This window comes from Dissulfuribacter thermophilus, assembly GCF_001687335.1.
GTDB lineage: Bacteria > Desulfobacterota > Dissulfuribacteria > Dissulfuribacterales > Dissulfuribacteraceae > Dissulfuribacter > Dissulfuribacter thermophilus.
In genome coordinates this window covers 65,209-86,285 of sequence record NZ_MAGO01000005.1, presented here as the reverse complement: position 1 = coordinate 86,285, position 21,077 = coordinate 65,209, and the positions used below count along the sequence as shown (strand labels likewise).

Below are 21,077 nucleotides of genomic sequence, written 5' to 3'. Positions count from 1 at the left end.
AATGGGTGGATGAGTGAATAGGTGAAGAGCATGGCACTTAAAAATGTTTTTAAGATTTTTATCCCATTAATAATCATCCTTTTGGGATTTTTGGGGATGCGTTTCCTCATGCATTTAAAGACGCCCCCAAAGAAAAAGGGCCCTACACAAATCGGAATGCTCGTGGAGGTAATAAAGGTAAAACATACTGATCACAAGGTGACTATTAGCGCTACTGGTGAGGTTCAGGCTAGGAGACAGATTTCTGTTATCCCTGAGGTCAGCGGTAAGCTTATATGGGTGAACCCCAAGTTTGAACGTGGAGGTTTTTTGGACAAAGGCGAAGAGCTGTTTAGGATCGATAGCGTGGACTATGAGGCTGAAAAGGCCAAAAAGGAAGAAGCCCTCAGAGAGGCAGAGTTAAACCTTGAAGAGGTCAAGGCCAGAAAAGATGCTTCAGAACATGAATGGGGGCTCCTAAATAAAGAAGGAGAGGCACCTAAGAGTCCCCTTGTGTTTTATGAACCGCAGTTAAAGGCAGCCCAGGCCAGAGTGAAGGCGGCACAGGCTGAACTACAGAAGGCGCTCAGAGATATTGCCCGGACTAGGGTACGTGCCCCGTTTCCATGTCTGGTATTGGAAGAGAAGGTGGAGATAGGAAGATTTGTAAAGGCTGGTGAGGTCGTGGGGGAGATCGTTGGTACTGACAGTGTGGAGGTCAAGGTCTCACTTAGCACAGACGATGTCTTGCTCTTTGCCGGAGAAGATAGGCCACAAAAGGGGCGCAAAAGGGTCATCTTAACCCATAAGTCCTTTGTCTGGGATGGATATTTTGAGAGATTTTTACCAGACGTGGACAAGGATGGAAAAATGGAAAGGGCCATTATAGTAGTCGAAGACCCTTTTCAACGCACCAAGAGGGTCAGAGGTCGGCCCAATCTTCGCATAGGTCAATTTGTTACTGTAAAGATACCAGGCAAAATTTTACGAAATGTATGCGCTTTACCTGAAAGGGCCTTAAAGGACGAACACTATATATGGAAAGTTGATGCAGAAAATCGCCTTAGTATCGTGAGAGTTGATGTCATAAGGCGTGAGAGGGGAAGGATATACGTCCGAGGCCCCTTAAAAGATGGAGACCTGGTGGTTATATCAAGTATTTCTGGTGCATCTCAGGGCATGAGGCTTAGACCTGTCCTGGTAGGAGAACCTCTATGAAGGGTTCTATCCGATGGATGGCCCAAAATCATGTGGCCGCAAACCTCTTGATGTTGGTATTTATAGTTGGCGGCCTTTTTATGCTCAAAAACTTGAAACAGGAGATATTTCCTGAAGTAAGTCTCGACACCATTCAGGTATCCGTAGCCTATCCAGGTGCAAGTCCTGAGGAGATAGAAGACGGCATCATTTTAAAGATCGAAGAAAACCTCACTGAAGTCGATGGAATAAAAGAGATCCAGTCCCAGGCAAGAGAAGGTATTGGCATCGTCAACGCAGTTTTGAGGGAGGATGCCAACCCCGATCTAGTCCTACAAGATGTTAAAAACGCGGTGGATCGGATAATTACCTTTCCAGAGGATGCTGAAAAACCCATAATATCAAAACTCGTAAACAGACGAGAAGTTGTCTCAGTAGTCGTTCATGGAGACCTGAGTGAGCGGGCCTTACGTGAATTGGTAGAGGAGATCAGGGATGAACTCCTCCAGAAACCGAATATTACCCAGGTAGACCTTGCTGGGATAAGACCGTACGAGATCACCATAGAGATACCAGAGGAAAACTTAAGGCGTTATCGGCTTACTTTAAACGAGATTGCATCGAGGATCAGACATTCCTCCCTTGATGTTCCAGGTGGCCGCATAAAGGCCAGAGGAGGGGAGATACTTATTCGAACAAAGGAAAAACGCTACACTGCCCAGGAATATAAGGACATAATCATAATAGCCCGCCCCGATGGGACGTTAGTCAGGCTTGGAGACATAGCAAAGGTTCGAGATGGCTTTGAGGACATCGATCTCATAGCGAGATTTAACGGTGAGCCTGCGGCCATGGTCAAGATTTATAGGGTAGGGGATCAGCGTCCCACCGACATATCAGAGACCGTAAGGAAATTCGTAGAATCTCGTTCTAAGACCCTTCCACCAGGAGTGCATCTTTCTATATGGAACGATACATCAGAGATCCTTAAGAGCAGGATGAATCTCCTCATAAAAAATGCGTTACTTGGTTTGATCCTGGTGTTTTTGGTGCTTGGGGCCTTTCTTGAGACTAGTCTCGCAATTTGGGTCATGTTGGGCATCCCCATTTCTTTTTTAGGGGCCCTTTTCTTTATGCCCTTTTTGGACCTTTCCATAAACATGGTATCCCTTTTTGCCTTCATCATGGCGCTGGGGATCGTGGTTGACGATGCAATTGTGGTTGGTGAGAGCATCTACGAGCAAAGAGAGCGTGGAAAAGATCGTCTTAGGGCAGCAATAGATGGGGCAATTGAAGTTGGGATACCAGTAATTTTTTCAGTGCTTACCACAATCGTCGCCTTCATCCCCCTAATATTCGTAACGGGTATCATGGGTAAATTTATAAAGGTAATACCCATGGTAGTAATAACTATTTTTGTTATCTCTCTTATAGAGTCACTATATGTTCTCCCTTCACATCTGTCCTTTGGAGTGGGTCCTAACTTATTTAAAACTGGCCGGATCTGGATATCAAATTGCTTGAAAAAAGTGGTGGAAGGGCCATACAAGAAACTGCTCAAATTCTCACTGAAACACAGATACGCTACTTGTGCCCTGGCAATTTCCGTCTTTCTCATAACCATAGGGATTCTGCGAGGGGGCATCATGAAGTTCACTTTTATGCCAGAGGTGGAATCGGATATCATAAAAGTCTACATACAGATGCCAGTGGGAACCCCCATTGAGGAGACAGAACGGGTACAGGAGTACGTGGTAGATAAAGGGCTTCAGGTAATAAAGGAGTTTGACTCCAAGAGAAAAGACGGTACTTCCATTTTGCGCGGGGTTTACGCTTTGTCCGGGGGGACAATCCCAGGGGGAGGACCGACTGGTGGAGCGATCAGTACAGGCACCCACCTTGCAAATATCAGGATGGCCTTGGAACCCTATGAGATCAGAGGATTTTCTACGAATGAGGTGCTAAATAGGTGGAGAGAGCTAGTGGGGGAGATCCCAGGGGTCGAAGCCATTACTTTTAAGGCAAACCTCGTACATATGGGGGCAAATATTGATGTTCAGATTGCGCACAAAGACCCCCATGTACTAGTAAAGGTAAGAGATGAACTAAAAAAGGCCCTGAGTTCATACCCTGGGGTATATAATATCGAAGACAACTATTCAGTTGGGAAACAGGAATTCAAAATCTTTTTACGTCCTGAAGGACGTCTTCTAGGGATAACTGAAGAAGACCTGGGAAGACAGATTAGAGCCGCATTCTATGGGGCAGAGGCCCTTAGGCTTCAAAGGGGACGAAATGAGGTCAAGGTCATGGTGAGATACCCCGATGCCAGAAGAAGAAGCGTCTTTGATCTGGAAGACATGAGGATACGGACACCTGGTGGTGGGGAGGTGCCGCTAAAGTACGTGGCCAAAATTGTCCCTGGAAGGGGGTACAACGCTATTTACAGGTTCAACCGCAAAAGGGTGATCGATGTTACAGCAAGCGTGGATAAGAAGGTGGCCAATGCACAAGATATCCTTGATGACCTAAAGACTGGTCTATTAAAGAGACTAGTCAATGATTATCCAGGTCTTACTTTTAGCCTCGAGGGCGAGTCAAAGGAAAGGCGCGAGTCTATGGATAGCATGATGTCTGGATTCTTGCTTGCCCTTTTTGGTATCTATGCCCTCCTCGCCATACCATTCAAGAGCTATGTTCAGCCATTTATAATCATGCTTGCAATCCCATTCGGTGTAGTAGGTGCAATTTTAGGCCACATGATAATGGGATATAACTTGAGTATTCTCAGTATGTTTGGAATTGTCGCCCTTTCTGGCGTGGTGGTTAATGATTCTCTTTTGTTGGTGGATCAGGCGAACAAGGTAAGAAGAAAAGGCCATTCTACCTTTGAGGCGCTGGTAATTGCCGCTACCAGGCGTTTTCGCCCAATCCTCCTTACTAGTTTAACGACCTTTTTTGGGTTAACTCCAATGATACTTGAGACAAGTGTTCAAGCACAATTTTTAATACCTATGGCAATAAGTCTTGGTTTTGGTATCCTATTCGCTACAATCATAACACTTTTCCTCATTCCTTCCTTCTACCTAGTATTAGAGGATGTAAAATCATTTTACGCATTTAAAAAGGTGGACCAAAAGAATGGATAAAAGGCGGCCATTGCTACCTTAGATCGTTCTGTCCTGCAAAAGGGTTAGGTACTTAGAGTTATTAAATTATTTTTATTAAGGATCAATTTAGGTTCAATGGCAAAGTGGAGGGGGTGTTGGTTAATTCATCCATGTAACATTATCTCATTAACAACCCAATTTTGATCAACCCATAATCCTATTACCTTTGTGTCTCCAATTTGTTGGCGAAGAAAGGCCATAGCCTTTTGTATATGGACGATCTGCTCCTCTTTTGGTGAGGGATTTCCTGCGCAATCGTGGTGACCAACAACAGCGACTCCAACAGATTTATGCTTCTCAATCGAGATTTTTAGTCTGTCAATAATGGATTGTACTAAAAAATAATTATTTTGTTCTGCTAGAATGATATTTGGGCCTGGCTCAGTAATGGAATCCACATGATCAACATTGAACCGTTGCTTTAAATATGTGATTACAGGCAATTGAACTCGCCCATCCATACAATTTATGACGGTACAGAATCGCATGTTTATCTCCTTTTGGGGTTTATAATCTGAGATCAGTTGCTAGCAACTAAGCACGGCGCAGTTTAAGATCCAACCCACTCTCTCAAGAGGTCTGGTATTGGAGGCATTTTCTTCTCCCTTTGTTTTAGCTCACTGTTAGGTGAGCAATTTAACATAACCTAGCCGTTAAAGGCAAGAGCGTCACCGATAGGTAGGACACAGATGAACCCGCATTGAAAGACTGCGAGTAGACAAATAAATTTTTTGAAGCGAACCATGGAGGTTAGGGATCGAACATATACCAAGCGAAGCGCAAGCGGATTGGAGGTCCACTATATCGATATGCTCGGCTTTTCATATTTTAGGGAATCTATAAAAAAATCAATGCAAAGACCTGGCATTCAATCTGTAATAATCACCTGCAACTACAAGATTTCAGGTGTATTTCAATGAAGGAGATAGCTATGTTAGCAAGATTGATAAAAATGGTGTTAGGACAATTGGATTAGCACTATCCTGGATCAGGATATGATTGAGGAATTTATCCTCTAGTTTGAATCCATATAGCCTACTTGCCTCAAGGGCGAGGTAATATTGGGGTTAAAGTGGAGAAGTCTAGGAAAAAATGAGGCCAAAAAGTATAAAATGACAAAATTTAAAGATGAAAACCTTCTAGGTTATTCGAATAAAATTCGGGAAATGAATTTCTAGAGGTATCCAGACATTTTTATCAATCCCTTAGAGCCAATCTTACCATCTATCTTATATGAAATATCCACAAATCTACTGATAACCCATAAATTTGTTATCAGATGATTTGTGATCCGTGAGGTCGTGAAAGTAGAATCTCTTCCTGCCAATGCAAGGTAAAGGACTATCTGGTCAGCAAGGTAGGGATCAAGGCATGCATCACTCTGGTAATATTCTATGAGTTCTCTGGCTGCCTCCTCACCCACAACCTCAGCCCTCTTCCCTCTCTCACCTATGGAAGAAAAACCTGCTATGATATTTTCAGCCACTACTTTTAGAAAAATAAAAGTCCCCTTCCCAGGGGTTGGCACCTCTTTTACCTCTATCTCTGGAGAGATCCCTTGGGAACGGAGCAATCTGTAAGCTGCATCCCTCTGTCTTTCTGCAATACTGAGTGGTAGATTGCCGACTGCTGATATACCGGTAATCTTCTTTATCTTCCCCCTATTGAGGATATCCATTTCTTTTATCTGTCTCAAATTGGTCACATCAACCCTTATCTTACCTCCACCTCTTGGATAAAACCCGCAGGTCTCGATGTCTGCCTGAATTTCTATTCCCATTCTCTTAAGTATGGGGATAAAGACCTCATTGATGTAATTAAAGGTAGGGCAGAAGGGAGCATGGGTTCCACCTTGTAAGACTATCTTGGAAGGTACATGCGAAGAGAAGACAAGAGGTGGCAGAAGCGCCTGAAGGAGCATTGTAGTTGAACCTGCTGTACCAATATCAAAGAAATAATCCCCTGGCCTTACGTCTGAAGGTTCAAAGACAATCTCTGCCGAGTCCTTTTTATCACCCTGAACCTTTGCTCCTGTAATCTCTTTAAGTGCCTGGACACACATGAGGTGCTGTGGCCTTAGCCCAGGCTTTCTACGGTTTTTCCTTATATTGAATAACCTGAAGGGCTTTTTGAGAACGCAGGAAAGGCTAAGTGAAGTCCTTAATACCTGCCCACCACCCTCACCAAAACTACCATCAATCTCGATCATAAAATTAGTCTAATAAATGATGCCTTTAAAGGCAATCATTGCCTGTGGACTTGTTAATAATAAGGAGCACATAACAAAATGTGATTGGAGTGGTGTAAATGAACGGCTGTACTATATTTCGTTAAGAGTTTCTTCTATCGTAATCTTTTGACATTTTGGGTTGAAGGATTTAGGTAATGATTCTGAATTCCTTTCAGGTATTGTATTTCTTGGTAAATATAGATACAACCATTTTATTAAATGGCAAAAGTAAGCGGCAAATCAATGAGACGATTTGAAACACTTGCGCCAGGTGCAAGGGCTTTCCGAACGACCGAATCGCTACGTGAAAGGGGAATTACCCAAAACCTAAGTCAAAAAGAGGGAACATATGCCTAAGAAAAAATCAAACAGCAAGGAAATCTCACGATATATTTATGATGCCAAAAGGGTGAACAACCCACAAGTCGGCCTCGTAAAGCCGGAAACCGACAGAGATGAAGGCAAAAAGAAATGGTCGTATGATCCTCATATCGATCCTGCCCTGCAATTTGATATAGGAAGATCCGATATTGAAAAGCTCATTGATGATGCCCTTGAAAGCGGTAGCGAGGAGGCGATGCGGGAGGCGCTCCTTGAGCTTAAACGCATGTCAGACCCCTATCTCAACTGGACTGGCAAGGCTGAGCGAACCAGCTTTGAGGTTCCAATCGTCTCCCTCCATGTCCATGAAAGAATTGACCCCAAGGCCATACTGGAAACTGTAAAAAAACGCCTCAAGGAAGGAGAGCCAATATACAAGCAACAAGAGCTTTTTGCCCCTGCCTTCAAGCAGGAGCCATTCAGGGAAGCCATTGAATTCTACAAACATGAAAAGGGATGGGCAAACAGGCTCATTGCCGGAGATTCGCTGCTGGTTATGAATTCCTTGCTTGAAAAGGAGTCAATGGCAGGGCAGGTGCAGATGATATACTTTGACCCCCCTTACGGCATCAAATACGGCTCAAATTTTCAGCCATTTGTCAATAAACGGGACGTAAAAGACAGGAAAGATGAAGACCTGACACAAGAGCCAGAGATGATAAAGGCATTCAGGGACACGTGGGAGCTTGGGATACACTCTTATCTTACGTACTTGAGGGATAGATTGCTTCTTGCCAGGGAATTGTTACACGAAAGCGGAAGCATATTTTTGCAGATAAGCGATGAGAACGTCCACCATGTGCGGGAGCTGATGGATGAGGTGTTTGGGAAAGAGAATTTTGTAAGCCTTATTTACTTTGCCACCACCAGTGGTTTTACATCAGCGGCGTTAAGCAGGGTTGGGGATTATTTGATATGGTATGCAAAGGAATTATCAAGACTTAAATATCGTCAACTCTTTCTTGATAAAGGAAATTTAGAACGAGGAGATGCAGCGTATAAATATATCCAACTTGAAAACGGAAAAAGGCGCGCCATGACCATTGAGGAAAGAAAGGGGCTAAAGGCGTTACCTGAGAAGGCCAAAATATATAGTGTAGGTGATATGACAAGCCAGGGGGCCTCAAAAGAGGATACGCCTTTTGAATTTCAAGGACAAATATTCAGGCCCAAATCGGCAAGTCACTGGAAGGCCAACTATCATGAAGGGATGTTGCGGCTAAAACATGCCAGCAGGATAGAACTTGTTGGAAGCCATCTTAGATATGTCCGTTTTTTGTCAGACTACCCGGTTAAGCCCCTTACCAACGCCTGGATGGATACAAGCTTTGCAGGTTTTGCTACAGACAAAAGATATGTGGTAGAAACTAATGTAAAAGTCATCCAACGCTGCATCCTCATGACAACAGACCCTGGGGACCTGGTCTTTGACCCCACCTGCGGCTCTGGCACAACGGCCTATGTGGCTGAGAAATGGGGAAGACGCTGGATAACCTGCGATACGTCCCGTGTGGCCCTTACCCTGGCAAAACAGCGGCTTATGACCGCATCATTTGATTACTACAAGCTGCGATACCCTGAGGAAGGGCTTAAAAGCGGATTCATCTATAAAACTGTCCCGCACATCACCCTTAAATCCATTGCCAACAACCCTGAGATAGATGAAATCTATGACAGGATGCACCCTGCCATTGAAAAGGCCCTTGAGAAGTTGAATAAGGTTATAGGCACCCTCCTTAAAGAATGGGAAGTGCCCTTTGAATTTCCAGAAGATTGGCCAGAAGAAGCACGGAGACCCTTTGAGGAATTTCATAACGCACGGCAGGCCATGCAGAAGGAGATGGATGAAAGCATTGCCAGAAATGCCGATCAGGAAATTCTTTATGACCAGCCTGAAGTTGATAAAAGCAAGGCAAGGGTAACAGGCCCCTTTACCGTTGAAGCCGTGCCTTTCCCCAGTGTCTTGAGCCTTGAGGAAAAGGCAAAGGAACAGTATGCAGATGCGGCAATAGCCCGTTCTGGCGAATCTGCGAGAATACATGAATGGATAGATGAGCTTTTGAAGACCGGGATACGGGGCAAGGGAGGACAGAGGCTAGAGTTTTCAGAGCTTGAGCCATTGCCGCAGACCGTCTATCTCCATGCCATAGGACAGACGAAAGATGGTGAAGGGGTGGTGGTGTCATTCGGGCCGGAGTTTGCCCCTCTTGAACAAAGGCAGGTTGAATTTGCCCTTAGAGAGGCCGAGACACTTCGCCCCAACCCAAAATTTGTCATTTTTGCAGCTTTTAAATTTGACCCAGAGGCAGCCAAAGACATAGATGAAATCAAGTGGCCTGGCGTAACTCTTCTCAAGGCAGAAATGAATGCCGATCTTTTGACGGAGGATTTGAAGAGCAAGAGGTCGTCTAATGATTCCTTCTGGCTTATGGGGCAGCCTGATGTAGAGGTGAGAAAGAGAAAAGACGGGCTTTATGAAGTGGAAGTCCACGGATTTGATTACTTTGACACCAAAAAGGGGGAGTTGATTTCCGGTGGCAAAAACAAGATAGCCATGTGGCTTCTGGACACTGACTATGATGAAAGATCGCTTTTGCCAACCCAGGTGTTTTTCCCGATGGCGGGCAAAAAGGATGGATGGAATCGTCTGTCCAAGGATCTTAAGGCGAATCTTGACCTGGAAAAGCTCGAGGCATTCACAGGAACGGTTTCATTGCCATTCAAGGCGGGTGAGAACAGAAAAATCGCCGTCAAAATAATTGATGACAGAGGCATTGAAAGCCTCAAGATCATAATCTTGCCATAGGGGGAGGCAGAAATGGCCAGGATAGAATCGCTGATAATAAACTCTCCCTATGAGAGACCTGAAAAGCACTGGAGACAGAAACCAGATGGCACGTTAGAGCTTGTAAATGAGAGACGTCCTGCCGGGTATGAGATATTTGACCCCCGCACCAACACGAGAAGGGTTGAAGAGCTTGAACTGGTCAACCGCATAAGAAAACGGGTGGAGGACTGGAGAAATGACGGTTATCCGGGCATAACAGGGATTACACGAAGGCTTTTAGAGCACTGGCATGACCAAAACGCAAGGGAATACCCCTTTTATTTTTGCCAGCTTGAGGCCATAGAGACGCTTATCTGGTGGGTGGAGGCGCAAAAACAGTATAAGCAGGGCATAGAAATCCCAGGAGATGGCGGCCCCTGGGAAAGGCTCTGCAACAAGATGGCCACAGGCACCGGAAAGACCGCCTTGATGGCACTTATCATCACGTGGCAGGTCCTCAATTCTGTCACCTATCCCAAGAGAAAAGAATTTTCCAGGGCAATCTTTATTGTGGCTCCAGGTCTTACTGTCAAGGAAAGGCTTCAGGTATTGCAGCCAGGGAACCCCGACAATTACTACGATGCTTTTGAGCTATGCCCGTCTGAAGCGCTGCGACAAAGATTAAACAGGGCAGAGATTGTTATAGAAAACTGGCATACTCTTATGCCCTTAAATGAGCAGAAAAAGTCTGTTGTTAAAAAAGGGCCTGAAAGCGACGAGGCATTTACAAGAAGGGTCCTTGGGAAACTTGCTTCTTATAGAAACATAGTTGTAATAAACGATGAAGCGCACCATGCCTACAGGATTCCCGCGGAACTCAAGAGAAAAAGGCAAGCAGGGCTATCAAAAGAGGAGCAGGAGCAGGCTACAAGATGGATAGAAGGGCTTGACAGGATTCACAGGACAAGGGGGATTTTGAGGTGCTTTGACCTTTCCGCCACTCCATTTACCCCAACAGGTAAAAGAAATGTGGAACACGCCTTATTTTCGTGGATTGTGTCAGATTTTGGGCTAAATGATGCTATTGAGGCAGGGCTTGTTAAGACCCCCTGTGTTGTGGTGAGGGATGATGCCGTGCCTGATGCCAGGACATATCGTTCAAAACTCTATCACTTATACAATAATCAGGAAGTAAAGGATGATTTGAAAGGGAAGGCAGAACCGCATGAGCCGTTACCTGACCTGGTTCAAAAGGCATATACAATCCTTGCTGCTGACTGGAGAGAGGCATTAAAAAGATGGAAGGAAAGAGGCCATGCTGTCCCTCCTGTGCTATTGACTGTCTGTAACCGCACAGAGACTGCGGCAAGGATTGAACACTATTTTGATCACGGCGATTGTCACTTTCCTGAACTTCATGCCCCGGAGAAGACTTTAAAGGTCGATTCAACCATACTTAAAAAGGCAGAAATAGGCGAATCTGTGAGGGGTAACAAGGATTATGAGGAGAGGTTAAAACTTATTGTATCTTCAGCAAATATTCCGGCTACCAGAAAAAAGAGGCTTCTATCGTTAAAAACAGAAGAGCTTTTGCGTGAGATAGTGGATACTGTGGGAAAGCCCGGGCAGGCAGGATGCGGACTTCAGAATGTTATTTCAGTGGCAATGCTTTCTGAGGGCTGGGATGCGAAAAACGTAACGCACATACTGGGTCTTAGGGCATTTACAAGTCAGCTTCTCTGTGAGCAGGTTATAGGAAGAGGGCTTCGGAGAGTTTCCTATGAGAGAGATGAAAACGGGCTGTTTAAACCAGAATATGTGAATGTCTTTGGAGTGCCCCTTTCTATATTTCATGATGTTGGAGACGAAGGAGAGCCGCCCCCTCCTCCTGAACCAAGCGTTTGTGTGGAAACGCTTCCAGAAAGAAAGGATTATGAGATCACATGGCCTGTGATATTGAGGATAGAGACAGTGGTGAGGCCCGTTTTGAAGATCGATTGGAGCAGGGTGGAACCTCTTGAAATTGACCCTGCTAACACACCTGTCTCTGCTGAAATTGCGCCGGCTATGGGCGGGGCCACTGATCTTACAAAGGCAGTTACCATTGACCTTGAAAAGCTGCCTGATGAGTTTCGCCTTCAACGGGTTATTTTTCAGGCAGCTAGAAAGGAATTTGAACAGATATATTCAAAGAATTTCAAGGGTAATAAGGAATTTCTTGTCTTTCAACTAATCAAGATTACTGAAGAATTTATCAATTCAGACAAACTTCATATACCGAGCCTTTTCCATCATGATTCTGGGCGAAAACGAATACTTCTCGCCCTAAATGTAGATAAGCTGGTTCATCATCTTGTGAGACACATACGAGAACAGAATGAAGAACGGACTGAGCTAGTATTCGATATAGAAAGACCTATTGGCTCAACCGCTGATATGAGGCCTTGGTATACGAGGAAGCCATGTCATCCAACTGTAAAATCTCAAATAAGCCATGTTGTCTTTGACAGTACATGGGAAGCCACTGAGGCCTACATCCTTGAACATAGCGACCTTGTGCATGCCTACGCAAAGAATGATCATCTGGGTTTCTACATACTCTATCTCTTCAATGGAAAGGTGAGAAAGTTTTTCCCCGATTTTCTAATCAAACTCAAAAATGGCAAAACCTTGGTATTGGAGGTTAAGGGACAGGATTCAGAGCAGAACAAGTATAAGAGGCAAGAGCTTGATAAGTGGGTGAAGGCTGTAAATAAGCACGGAGGATTTGGTGAGTGGTGCTGGGATGTATCTTTCTCGCCGTCTGACATAAGGGGTATTCTTGAAAGGCATGGCAGATAGCTTTTTAAGAGAAAACAAGAATAATTTGATGGGCAGGTAATGAGAAATGATCCAGATTACTGATGAAATACATGCAAGATATCTTGCCCACAACCCTGGAATGGCCAAGCAGTTTCTAGAATGGCTTGATAAACTTGGTTTTTCACGATTGCCCTACAATTTAACCCTTTTCGATCTGGTAAACTTCGGCTGGATAGAGCCTGCCTTGAGGGTTGATGTCCCGGAGTCTTTTTATCTTACCTGGAAAAATTATCCCGAGTTGCCGGCAGATGATTCAGAATTTTCCAAGGATGATGAGTGGGCTTTATTCTGTTCGCCATATTTATATCCAACCTTGGACGAGCCACCAAAAAAATGGTTTCTCCATGTGTTTGACAAACCTGATTCTGAAGCCAGGGAGTTTTTAAGACATAAAATTCACGGTCTTAAAAAAATTCCTAACAATAAAAAACATCCGACCGGTTACGAAGAATACAATACTTGCTGGCTCTATTTCGCACACTGGCAGGGCTATTTTCTTGTGGATCTACTGACCAGTATCGAAATTTTTCCATCAGTTCCCAATATCCCAGATGCTATTGAACGCTTGGAGTTGTTTAAGAAACAATATCCGGAGCGGAAAATAATATGTGATGCTAGAATTCGTGCAATAAAAGAAAAATGGGAGGGTCGCAGAGAATTTTTTGAACTGATTTCTTATTATCGTACTATGTTAGGCCTTTCGGTTCATTACATTTTAAACTGCTCCACTCAAGAGAGAGAGGCCTTGAGAAAAGAAGGCAGGAGGCTGCTTGCAGAATATCTTAAGCTGACCCCAGAAACCATTGAGAAGACTGTAGAGGAACTTCTAGTAGTATTTCAAGAATGGACTTGGGCAACTCAAAGAGAAAGTCATGTTTATGGCAAGGCAATCGGTCAAATCCGAAAGGACATTTTTTATGCTGTTGAATGGCTTTGTACTTTATCAGGAGAATCTATTGACACCTATTTCAAAAAATGGAGATATCCTGATCGTTCACAGCGTGAATGGGCTGAGTTAAAGACGGCCTTGCCTTTTGAGTACAAAGAAACGATAGATTACTTTTTGTACTTGGCACCTCATTATTTGGAAAAATTTAATAAGGGACTTTCGAAAAGGGAACGTTTACAAGGCGAAAAATTAGAGGACTTAATTAAGAAATTATTTAGAGAATATCCTGCCTTTAGAAGGTTTTGTAGGGCTTTTTACAAGCTGCATGATTACACCAAAATGAAGGATGAGATTGATTTCAGAGAATTTAATGCATTTCTTGATTATTTTCTACTGTTAGCCTTGCGAACGGAGATAGTCTTACTTGCATTTGCAGATAGTGGCTTGGACTTAGATAAAGATACTTCCTTGCGTGTATTATTAATGAGCTTATCTTCTTCTCTTAGATCCGGTTCAGTGAAAACTGGGGTCAACCTTGCTATACAGCATTGGAAAAAATGCACCTCTCTTAAAACACGGCCTCCAGATCCATTTCAAGTCATAAAAAATAAAATTCAAAATTTAAGCTGTCGGGACCAAGGAGCAAAAAAAATTGCTGAATATATTTTGACTGCTGGAATGCTGCGCAATTATTTTGCCCATCATAACTATTTTGATCATGTGATGGTGAAAAGAGAATATGCAGCCAAGGGCTTGACAAGTCTTTTGGTTACTGTGCTGTTTTTGGCATCCGCTCTGCAAGCTTGAATTATTAAAGAATTTTGGCTGGTTAATTTTATAGAGAAGTAAAGTGAGAGTGTGTAACTATTAATAAAATTAGTTGGTTGAGCCCAAGATAATTGGAGATGAAACTTTTTAGGGAGAATGGATCATGAAAATAAAAATCATAATTGAAAAACACAGTGACGGTTATATTGCCTATCCCATTGGATTAAAAGGAATAATAGTAGGAGAAGGTGAAAGCTATGAAGAGGCCTTACAAAATGTAACATCAGCCATAAAATTTCATGTTGAAACCTTTGGAAAAGAGGTCTTTGAAGACAAACTTGATGTGGAAGAGGCATTCATAGCCGAGACGCAACTAGCAGCTTGATGAAATTCCCCAAGGATATACCAAAGAAGAAAGCTTTGAAGATACTCGCAGAGTTTGGTTTTCGAGTGATAAGAGAAGGCAATCACATAGCTATGCTAAGAGAAAATCCTGACGGCACCAAGACTCCTTTAACCTTAAAATACGTTTGCAGAATACGCCTGCTTGAATTATAAATTTAATGACTGTTAAAAGGGGCAGAGCTGTTCCAAATTTTTTTCGACTCATTAAGATTAAAATATGTCAATTCACAAACTCATATTTCGACTCGATTTTGAACCGAATTTTCAGGTGATTGATTCACCAGGGAGAATCCTCCAGTTGTTGCACGAGGCTGGAGGCGGTAAGGATTGGCCTGAACTTGGAGAAACCAGAGAAAAACGTACAATCACTGGAAAAATTTTTGACCGGGAAGGCGGCTGGCTTGCTTCAATCACTATTGATCCAGTAGCCATATCTGGATATATGGAATCTATATCCGGTTTGTCTTTGGAAAAAATTGAAGATTCTACTCCCATCTCAAGGCTTTTTAGAATCACAAACAAAATTCGACAAGAATTTTCCATTAATATATTCAAGAGAACAGGTCTTAGGATGTTTCTTTTTGAAACTGAAGAAGAAACTAATTTGGTAAAAAGTGCCTGCCAAAAAGGTTTTTACAGACTTTATGAACAAGATTTGCTTTCTGTTTTGCAAGAAAACCTGGGTAGTTCTACTGATTGTGGCATGGCATTTGATGGTATCAATGATGAGGAAATGCAGTATCATATTAAATGGGGGCCATATAGAGAAAGTGAGTTGAGACAGCATTTAAAAGAGTTTCACTCTATCTATAAAAATTGCTCATCCGATCCATTTCCTCCTGATGAAAATATAATTTTGACCATTGATATAGATCTCTTTGAGACAGATCATAGTATTTCGGAATCGATAAGTTTGGCCAAATGGTGTCGGCCTATGATTGAACGCACCTTAAAACTTAGAAAGGAACTGTTTGAGATCATAAAGACAAAAACTGAATGAGGTCAAACAATGGTAGATAAATACATGACAGAAAGCATATCTTCTAAAGGATCTATTGAATATTTTTCTCAAGAAATTACTCAAACAATACCTCCAGCTCAAAAGATACAGTTTTACCAGTTTACAACAAATGGGGGCCAACAGAATTATACTGAAGAAGAACTCACCCAGCCTGAGAACAGATTTCGCCAAATTACTGACTCAAAAACTGTTAAAAGGCATTCTTCACAGGCTCAGAAGAAAGAAGTCAGGGAATTTGTTGATGCTGTTATTACAAAAATTTATGAAAACTCAGTATATTGTAAGATTTTATTAAATGATGATTCTTTTGAGATTCAACTACCTAATGCCCTTATGCCAGAAGGGATTTTTGAGGGAATGCCCATATCCATTGGCCTTGACAGAGCTTGCGGGTATGTAACTCCTGTGGTGAAAAGACGCAAGAATACCGATGTTGATATAGATGAAGAATTAGAAGAACTTGACAGGCTGATTTCAAATCTATAGATAATGCTACATATTCACATTCTAAATGTAGGGCAAGGAGATTCCATAATAATTCAGTATGAGGGAGAGGAAGGTCCGGCATTTGGTGTTATAGATTCAAATACATTTGGCGGAGATCCATGTCCTGCACTAACCAGGCTAAGGTCTCTTGGTGCAGAAAGATTAAGTTTTGTCGCCCTTACCCACCCTGACAGTGACCACTATTCTGGCTTGTCACATATTTTAAAGTATTACAAGGATAGAATTTCAACTTTTTATTGTTTTCCTTTTGGTATCCATCTTCAAGGAAGGCTTAGGAAATTTGCCACAATCTATAGGCAGCTTTATGTTGATAGTGATCCTAGCATAAGAAAAAGGTACAAGGAACTGATCCAAATTTTGTATCTGGTCAAGCAATATATAGGGCTTGAAAATTGGGAAGAACCTACTGGCGGCTTCACTCCAATAGCCCCTAAAGGATTTAAAGGTGTTGACATTAGAGTTCTGTTGCCCCTTCCCAATCTAAAGGGCCGCTATTTTGATATGATTGAAGCTGGCAGTTATGATGTTACTGCGAGCAACGAAAATAACAGGCTAAGTATGGCATTTAGCTTCAAATACAAAGGTAAACAGATAATCCTTGGAGGTGATTGTCAAGAAAAAAGATGGTTTGAGCACAAAAGGTTTTGCAGCCGAGCAGACATTACCCTTTTAGGAAACAGTGTAAAACTGCCTCACCACGGAGCAGATAAGGATAATTCAGTAGATGTGATTTCACATCTTTTTGATAATGACGACCATAGAAGCGCTATAATATCTGCTGGAGGCGGCAGCCATCCAGCCAAGGGGACCCTTCTGAGACTGGAAGAGAAAAAATTTTCTCCTTATTGTACAAATCTTTCAAAATATTGCAGTAACATAAGGGATGTTGATTTCTCTCTTTCTGCAAAACATGATTTAAATCCACGTCTCGTCCGTTTCCTTGAATCTTGCAAAGTGAGTAATAAAATCCGTCCGTGCCAAGGAGATATCACAATATCCATTAATGGAAAAGGCCATTTTGCTATAGACAGGCAATATGAAAATAGCTGTCCAAGAAGAGGAGATTTCGAGTTTTTAAGGGCTGGATAATGTAACTTTTTTAGCTGTTTTACTCATCATCAGCAGCATCCTTTTGCATGAATGTTTAAAATGTGAACTTGCAGGCCATCCACCTTCCGATGGAAATCTTTAACTGTTTTTTGATGAACTTTCATTTCTTCGTTGTCAAAAAAGCTTTCGTGACAAACTTTGCAAGAATAGCAGGTAAGCTCAAGAGAAAGAACATTGCCTTTATATTCAAATTCTTCCTTGTTTTTGGTTGCCTTGAGACTGCCTCTTCCGCAGATTGGGCATGTATCTCCCTGTTTATACATAGTTATTATCCTCAGATCGTTTATATCGCTTATAAAAAGCTTTTTTTTGAACTTTGTTGGTTTCTTATTTAAACAGTTGACTGTGTGTGCCAATACGGACAAGAACGATTTCCTGTCCACATGAGCGATATATTACTAATACATCCCCTCCCAGATGAAATTCTCTAAAACCGCGCCATACCCCTATTAATTCATGGTCCCTGAAGTCCGCCGGTAATGGCTTACCCTCTGCAAGTAGGGTTATGCATTTTGCTAATTTTTGAAACTGGCCATCAGTCAGGCGAATTTTCCTCAGGTCTTTGATAAACTGTTTATGTCTCTTTATCTTCACACAAGATATCCTCAATTGTTACTTCTTCAATATTTTGTCCGTTTAAAACATCCTGAATGGCCTTCTGGGTGGTCTGATTGGGGATATGAAATTCAAAAGGAAGGGTCTTTTTCTCTGCAATAATGGATAAAAAAAGATTGATGGCTTCAGACAGATTAACGCCATATCTGTCCAATACTTCCTGTGCGGCTTGCTTTGCCTGCTTGTTTAAGTAAACATTTGTTCGCACTTTTTTACTATCTAACATAACCAGACACCTCTTCAATAAGATTAAACACACATTTTACACACTGAACAAGATAATTACATTGAAGTAAAAAACAAGGTCAGAGAAATGCCTGCCCTTTATATTCCACCTAAATCCTGCAATTGGCGAGTTTGCCCAAGATGCAAGGCGGAAGGGGCGTAGGCATACTTAGGTATTCCAAGCCCCTGACAACGCAGCAGATTGGGTAAAATCGCCAATCCCGAAGGGCGGCAAAAGGGGGCAAAGACATGAAGGCTTGGTTTTCACCAAAAGAGTGAAGGTTATAAGTATAGCTATTGCTAAGCAACTAAGCAATATAATGTTCAAAAAACAATTTTTGCCCCCTTTTGCCGTGCAGGATTTAGGTTCCACTTTTTATGCGCCATAGTGGCGCCCCAGTAGCTTGTAGAGCTCTTGAAGCCCCTCCAATGAGTCAACCACTAGACGGCCTTTTGCATCCACGGATTCAAAGAGCTTGGCCTGCTTTTGAGTCAGCTTCTGGCCGTATTTTGCCTCAATCAGCCATCTGTCTTCAGTGAAAAAGTCGATTTCCACCCCATTTTTCAAAAGATAGCACGGCCTTTTGTGCATTATGGCAAAAAAGACCAGGTTCTCGAAGATGGCCCCTAGATCTCTCATGCCGGTTACGGCATTACGTATGCCTATGTCGCCTGCATAAACCTTTTTGGGGGATTTTAGCCTTTCATTTAGCTTGCCGCATCTTTCCACGGTATAAATAATGTAGGTGCTTGAAAAATAGTTTAGAAATCTCCTGGCCGTATCAACGCTCATTCCCAGAATCTTGGAAATCTTGTTGAGGGTCAATTGCTTTCCTGCCCTTTCCATAAGGAGACGGAAAAAGTCTCTCACCGCGGTTTCATCCTTGATTTTGTAGCGGCTGATGATGTCCTTATAGATTATATCATCAACCAATTGTTTAATGTATTCAGGGTCGCCTGTAAGGACGTATTCCGGCATCCCGCCCGTCTCCATGTATTCCAGAAATGCTGATTCAAGGAGATGGCGGTCGGCCTTTTTTATGGAAAGGTTTTTAAATTTCAAAAAATCATGGAAATCAAGGGGTAAGATCTCGATCATCCTTTCTCTTCCCGTAAGATGCGCCTTTTCGTCTTTAAGCACTGAGGCTGAAGAAGAGGCATAGATCTTGACATTGAATGTATCATAGAGGTTTTTTAGCTGTAGGCTGAAGTCTTCCTTGTAGGCCACTTCATCAAGAAACAGGAAGGTCTTTTCAGATGTGGATATCTTCTGGATTTTAAGAAACTCCTCTACAATTTCCATGATGGAATAGTGCTCAAGGCCGTAATAATCAAGGGAGCAATAAAATATGTAAGAGGGCTTAATTCCATAATCCCTTATTAGGGCCTGGATTGCCATTTTCATTAAGGTAGTTTTCCCTGTTCTGCGGAGCCCTGTAAGGAGAATGATGTCTCTTGTACCTTGAACCGACAAAAGACTTTTGAGATAGCCTTCTCTTGGAACGAAGTCTGGCCAGTTATATGATTCCCACCACGGATTGAAACGGAATAAAAGAGTCTCCACTATTTTTACGCTCCCATCGTATGGATGGTCTCAATTTTATATGATGCTATCGTAAAGTCAATATCTGTCCGGGTGAATGAGCTTGCACTGTATGGACTTCGCCGTTGACAAAAAGTAAGGTGACTGTCATCATGTGTATGATTTTATATTCATATACACATGGAGGTCGGGATGAGGACAAATATCGATATAGATGATGAGCTGATGTCAGTTGCCTTGAGACTTACAGGTCTCAAGACCAAAAAGGAAACTGTGGAACTTGCCCTAAAGACCTTGATCTCCCTAAAGCAGCAGGAAAGAATAAAAAAATTTAGGGGAAAGTTGAAATGGGAAGGTAATCTTGATGATATGAGGCTTTCAAATTGATACTGGTTGATTCAAGTGTATGGATAAATTACTTCAATGGTATCTCAAGCCCTGAAACAGAATGCCTTCATTCACTGCTTGGCAAAGAAATTTTAGTTATAGGCGATTTGATTCTCATAGAAGTTCTCCAGGGTTTTCGTTCAGACAAGGATTTTAACACAGCCAGGGAGTTGCTTTTGAGTCTCGTGGTATTTGACTTATGCAGTAAAGAGCTTGCTTTAAAATGTGCCGCAAGTTTCCGTTTTCTCCGTAAAAAAGGAATAACAGTTCGAAAGACCATTGATGTCATCATAGCTACCTTTTGCATTGAACACGGTCTGTCACTTTTGTATGCAGAAAGGGATTTTGAGCCTTTCAGGAGATATCTTGGCCTCAAAAGTGCATTGAAATGATCCCATCAATTCTTGCAAAACAGATTTGTCAGGGGCTCAAAGATTTTTTAAATACTACATTTCCAATTACCACTCCTTTTTTTCATGGAATCCTTGAAAGGCTCCTTGAAGAAAAGGGAGAGGTATTCAAGGGGCCATATTTGAATCTTGGCCTTCCTTTTAGAAAGGCTGAAGGAGACAGGGAATTTTTCCCGGAGGTTCCTCTCCCTTATAAGCCCTATCGTCATCAGGAGCTTGCGTTTAAGCGCCTGGGTAGCAAAAAACCTGCTTCCACAATAATTGCAACGGGTACAGGCTCAGGAAAGACTGAGAGCTTCCTTTGGCCCATCCTGGATTACTGTTACAAACATTGGGGTGTTAAAATCACTTTAATTAATGGGCTTAAACCATTACCTTTGGTAGTGGTACCATAAAGAGTTCTACTAGGTTAAGAATGTATGTCCTATCTATTTAGGTCATGGGTTGTTGATATGACTAATACGGGCGATTAGTCACCCCCTTTTTTCTGCCCTCCTCCTAACCTCCTCCCAGAGGGGAGCGCAATGGGCCCTTCCCTTTGGAGGAGGAGGGGGGAAGGGAAATAATGCCTTGAAGAGGCTTTATGTTTTGGCAGAACACGATTGCATTGG

General features: G+C 42.5%; 20 protein-coding genes. 14 read left to right on the top strand and 6 right to left on the bottom strand.

Going from position 1 to position 21,077, the window contains the following annotated elements; translation table 11 throughout:
- Positions 1-30: 30 nt before the first annotated feature.
- Together DBT_RS05430 and DBT_RS05425 are read left to right on the top strand one after the other, a co-directional pair.
- Positions 31-1,197: an efflux RND transporter periplasmic adaptor subunit gene (locus DBT_RS05430; protein WP_067617454.1), complete on the top strand. Its 1,167-nt coding sequence runs from the start codon at positions 31-33 to the stop codon at positions 1,195-1,197.
- Positions 1,194-4,325, top strand: coding sequence for an efflux RND transporter permease subunit (locus tag DBT_RS05425; RefSeq protein WP_067617451.1), 3,132 nt, complete (start codon positions 1,194-1,196; stop codon positions 4,323-4,325). Before DBT_RS05430 ends, DBT_RS05425 begins: the two co-directional genes overlap by 4 nt.
- A gap of 125 nt (positions 4,326-4,450) precedes the next feature.
- Here DBT_RS05425 and DBT_RS05420 read toward each other — a convergent pair whose 3' ends face one another.
- On the bottom strand, positions 4,451-4,834 hold the full coding sequence (locus DBT_RS05420; protein ID WP_067617448.1) for a carbonic anhydrase: 384 nt from the start codon (positions 4,832-4,834) through the stop codon (positions 4,451-4,453).
- Between the two features lie 255 nt (positions 4,835-5,089).
- On the opposite strand from DBT_RS05420, the gene DBT_RS12070 reads away from it, so the two are divergent.
- Positions 5,090-5,266 (top strand): hypothetical protein, encoded by a 177-nt coding sequence (locus DBT_RS12070; protein ID WP_153304049.1) that lies wholly within the window; start codon positions 5,090-5,092, stop codon positions 5,264-5,266.
- A 254-nt stretch (positions 5,267-5,520) separates the two neighbouring features.
- Here DBT_RS12070 and rtcA read toward each other — a convergent pair whose 3' ends face one another.
- Positions 5,521-6,555, bottom strand: a complete 1,035-nt coding sequence (rtcA, locus tag DBT_RS05415; protein ID WP_067617445.1) for an RNA 3'-terminal phosphate cyclase — start codon at positions 6,553-6,555, stop codon at positions 5,521-5,523.
- 370 nt (positions 6,556-6,925) lie between these two features.
- On the opposite strand from rtcA, the gene DBT_RS05410 reads away from it, so the two are divergent.
- The 8 genes from DBT_RS05410 to DBT_RS05380 all read left to right on the top strand — a co-directional run bounded on the left by DBT_RS05410 (position 6,926) and on the right by DBT_RS05380 (position 17,265).
- Positions 6,926-9,763 carry a site-specific DNA-methyltransferase gene (locus DBT_RS05410; RefSeq protein ID WP_067617442.1) on the top strand — a complete coding sequence of 946 codons (2,838 nt, stop codon included), beginning with the start codon at positions 6,926-6,928 and terminating at the stop codon, positions 9,761-9,763.
- A gap of 12 nt (positions 9,764-9,775) precedes the next feature.
- Entirely contained in the window at positions 9,776-12,565 is a 2,790-nt protein-coding gene (locus tag DBT_RS05405; protein ID WP_067617438.1) for a BPTD_3080 family restriction endonuclease, read from the top strand.
- 46 nt (positions 12,566-12,611) lie between these two features.
- Positions 12,612-14,282, top strand: coding sequence for a hypothetical protein (locus tag DBT_RS05400; protein ID WP_067617436.1), 1,671 nt, complete (start codon positions 12,612-12,614; stop codon positions 14,280-14,282).
- A 124-nt stretch (positions 14,283-14,406) separates the two neighbouring features.
- Entirely contained in the window at positions 14,407-14,628 is a 222-nt protein-coding gene (locus DBT_RS05395; RefSeq protein ID WP_083186652.1) for a type II toxin-antitoxin system HicB family antitoxin, read from the top strand.
- The gene (locus DBT_RS12065) at positions 14,628-14,801 is read left to right on the top strand and encodes a hypothetical protein (protein WP_153304048.1); all 174 of its coding nucleotides are present in this window, start codon (positions 14,628-14,630) and stop codon (positions 14,799-14,801) included. The genes DBT_RS05395 and DBT_RS12065 overlap by 1 nt, the downstream gene beginning before the upstream one ends.
- A 64-nt stretch (positions 14,802-14,865) precedes the next feature.
- Complete coding sequence (locus DBT_RS05390) at positions 14,866-15,648, top strand: hypothetical protein (protein ID WP_067617430.1); 783 nt, start codon at positions 14,866-14,868, stop codon at positions 15,646-15,648.
- A 9-nt stretch (positions 15,649-15,657) separates the two neighbouring features.
- On the top strand, positions 15,658-16,155 hold the full coding sequence (locus DBT_RS05385) for a hypothetical protein (protein ID WP_067617427.1): 498 nt from the start codon (positions 15,658-15,660) through the stop codon (positions 16,153-16,155).
- A gap of 3 nt (positions 16,156-16,158) precedes the next feature.
- The gene (locus DBT_RS05380) at positions 16,159-17,265 is read left to right on the top strand and encodes a ComEC/Rec2 family competence protein (RefSeq protein ID WP_067617424.1); all 1,107 of its coding nucleotides are present in this window, start codon (positions 16,159-16,161) and stop codon (positions 17,263-17,265) included.
- Positions 17,266-17,294: 29 nt separating this feature from the next.
- Here DBT_RS05380 and DBT_RS05375 read toward each other — a convergent pair whose 3' ends face one another.
- From DBT_RS05375 to DBT_RS05360, 4 genes are all read right to left on the bottom strand, one after another.
- Positions 17,295-17,642, bottom strand: coding sequence for a YgiT-type zinc finger protein (locus DBT_RS05375; RefSeq protein WP_141674220.1), 348 nt, complete (start codon positions 17,640-17,642; stop codon positions 17,295-17,297).
- On the bottom strand, positions 17,614-17,880 hold the full coding sequence (locus DBT_RS05370; protein ID WP_067617418.1) for a type II toxin-antitoxin system YafQ family toxin: 267 nt from the start codon (positions 17,878-17,880) through the stop codon (positions 17,614-17,616). The genes DBT_RS05375 and DBT_RS05370 overlap by 29 nt, the downstream gene beginning before the upstream one ends.
- Complete coding sequence (locus DBT_RS05365) at positions 17,861-18,127, bottom strand: type II toxin-antitoxin system RelB/DinJ family antitoxin (protein ID WP_067617415.1); 267 nt, start codon at positions 18,125-18,127, stop codon at positions 17,861-17,863. Before DBT_RS05365 ends, DBT_RS05370 begins: the two co-directional genes overlap by 20 nt.
- 375 nt (positions 18,128-18,502) lie before the next feature.
- Complete coding sequence (locus DBT_RS05360; protein ID WP_083186651.1) at positions 18,503-19,690, bottom strand: ATP-binding protein; 1,188 nt, start codon at positions 19,688-19,690, stop codon at positions 18,503-18,505.
- Between the two features lie 171 nt (positions 19,691-19,861).
- On the opposite strand from DBT_RS05360, the gene DBT_RS05355 reads away from it, so the two are divergent.
- The 3 genes from DBT_RS05355 to DBT_RS05345 are packed head-to-tail and all read left to right on the top strand — an operon-like array spanning position 19,862 to position 20,861.
- Positions 19,862-20,056: a type II toxin-antitoxin system VapB family antitoxin gene (locus tag DBT_RS05355; protein WP_067617409.1), complete on the top strand. Its 195-nt coding sequence runs from the start codon at positions 19,862-19,864 to the stop codon at positions 20,054-20,056.
- A complete protein-coding gene (gene vapC / locus DBT_RS05350; protein WP_067617406.1) occupies positions 20,053-20,448 on the top strand; it encodes a type II toxin-antitoxin system VapC family toxin in 396 nt (131 codons plus the stop codon). The genes DBT_RS05355 and vapC overlap by 4 nt, the downstream gene beginning before the upstream one ends.
- Positions 20,445-20,861 carry a DEAD/DEAH box helicase family protein gene (locus DBT_RS05345; protein WP_067617403.1) on the top strand — a complete coding sequence of 139 codons (417 nt, stop codon included), beginning with the start codon at positions 20,445-20,447 and terminating at the stop codon, positions 20,859-20,861. The genes vapC and DBT_RS05345 overlap by 4 nt, the downstream gene beginning before the upstream one ends.
- Positions 20,862-21,077 lie beyond the last annotated feature (216 nt).

Coding starts and splice junctions, on each gene's coding strand:
- DBT_RS05405 (WP_067617438.1), top strand. CDS start 9,776: ATGGCCAGGATAGAATCGCTGATAATAAACTCTCCCTATGAGAGACCT.
- DBT_RS05385 (WP_067617427.1), top strand. CDS start 15,658: ATGGTAGATAAATACATGACAGAAAGCATATCTTCTAAAGGATCTATT.
- DBT_RS05365 (WP_067617415.1), bottom strand. CDS start 18,127: ATGTTAGATAGTAAAAAAGTGCGAACAAATGTTTACTTAAACAAGCAG.
- DBT_RS12070 (WP_153304049.1), top strand. CDS start 5,090: ATGGAGGTTAGGGATCGAACATATACCAAGCGAAGCGCAAGCGGATTG.
- DBT_RS05420 (WP_067617448.1), bottom strand. CDS start 4,834: ATGCGATTCTGTACCGTCATAAATTGTATGGATGGGCGAGTTCAATTG.
- DBT_RS05400 (WP_067617436.1), top strand. CDS start 12,612: ATGATCCAGATTACTGATGAAATACATGCAAGATATCTTGCCCACAAC.
- rtcA (WP_067617445.1), bottom strand. CDS start 6,555: ATGATCGAGATTGATGGTAGTTTTGGTGAGGGTGGTGGGCAGGTATTA.
- DBT_RS05410 (WP_067617442.1), top strand. CDS start 6,926: ATGCCTAAGAAAAAATCAAACAGCAAGGAAATCTCACGATATATTTAT.
- DBT_RS05425 (WP_067617451.1), top strand. CDS start 1,194: ATGAAGGGTTCTATCCGATGGATGGCCCAAAATCATGTGGCCGCAAAC.
- DBT_RS05430 (WP_067617454.1), top strand. CDS start 31: ATGGCACTTAAAAATGTTTTTAAGATTTTTATCCCATTAATAATCATC.
- DBT_RS05395 (WP_083186652.1), top strand. CDS start 14,407: ATGAAAATAAAAATCATAATTGAAAAACACAGTGACGGTTATATTGCC.
- DBT_RS05390 (WP_067617430.1), top strand. CDS start 14,866: ATGTCAATTCACAAACTCATATTTCGACTCGATTTTGAACCGAATTTT.
- DBT_RS05355 (WP_067617409.1), top strand. CDS start 19,862: ATGAGGACAAATATCGATATAGATGATGAGCTGATGTCAGTTGCCTTG.
- DBT_RS12065 (WP_153304048.1), top strand. CDS start 14,628: ATGAAATTCCCCAAGGATATACCAAAGAAGAAAGCTTTGAAGATACTC.
- DBT_RS05380 (WP_067617424.1), top strand. CDS start 16,159: ATGCTACATATTCACATTCTAAATGTAGGGCAAGGAGATTCCATAATA.
- DBT_RS05345 (WP_067617403.1), top strand. CDS start 20,445: ATGATCCCATCAATTCTTGCAAAACAGATTTGTCAGGGGCTCAAAGAT.